Here is a 663-nt window from a genome sequence, read left to right as displayed (position 1 = left end):
CGTTAACTGCTTCTTTGTTACCTGTGCAATATATTGTACATTTCAATTTTAATGAGTTAGACTTGCTCAATATTAAGTACAACTCAACAAAGAGGTAATTATGCGTATAGTTTCTTTTACTGAAGCTCGAAATGGTCTTAAATCTGTTCTTGATGGCGTAGTTAATGATGCTGACTGCACAGTTATCACTCGTCGAGATTCTGAAGATGCAGTTGTGATGTCTATGGATTATTATAATAGCTTAATGGAAACGATTTATTTATCTCGTTCTCCAGCTAATGCTGCTCATCTAAATAAATCAATTGCTCAATACAATGCCGGTCAAACTACGGAAAGAGGCTTACTTGAATGAGTCGAATGTTAGCTTGGACTGACGATGCTTGGGATGATTACTTGTATTGGCAAGGTCAGGATAAGAAAACGCTGAAACGCATCAATAAATTAATTACTGATGCGAAACGTTCTCCCTTCGAAGGTATTGGAAAACCTGAGCCATTGAAAGAAAATTTGGCAGGTTTTTGGTCACGTAGAATTGATGACACCAACCGATTAGTTTATGCCGTTAATGATGCACATTTGACAATAATTTCCTGTCGCTATCATTATTAATTTGAAGCGCAGTTAACAATCGCATCAACACGATTTATTACACTCGGCAATCTC

Annotated in this window: 2 protein-coding genes; both read left to right on the top strand. The window is 36.8% G+C overall.

Features of this window, described 5'->3' with window-relative positions; genetic code table 11:
* Nucleotides 1-100: 100 nt before the first annotated feature.
* Nucleotides 101-352 carry a type II toxin-antitoxin system Phd/YefM family antitoxin gene (locus A6E03_RS16295; RefSeq protein ID WP_012551877.1) on the top strand — a complete coding sequence of 84 codons (252 nt, stop codon included), beginning with the start codon at nt 101-103 and terminating at the stop codon, nt 350-352.
* Complete coding sequence (locus A6E03_RS16290; RefSeq protein ID WP_065593072.1) at nt 349-609, top strand: Txe/YoeB family addiction module toxin; 261 nt, start codon at nt 349-351, stop codon at nt 607-609. The genes A6E03_RS16295 and A6E03_RS16290 overlap by 4 nt, the downstream gene beginning before the upstream one ends.
* The last annotated feature ends 54 nt before the right edge of the window (nt 610-663 follow it).

This window comes from Aliivibrio sp. 1S128 (assembly GCF_001691065.1).
GTDB lineage: Bacteria > Pseudomonadota > Gammaproteobacteria > Enterobacterales > Vibrionaceae > Aliivibrio.
The sequence above is the reverse complement of the archived record's forward strand: the minus strand, read 5'-3'. Positions and strand labels throughout refer to the sequence as shown.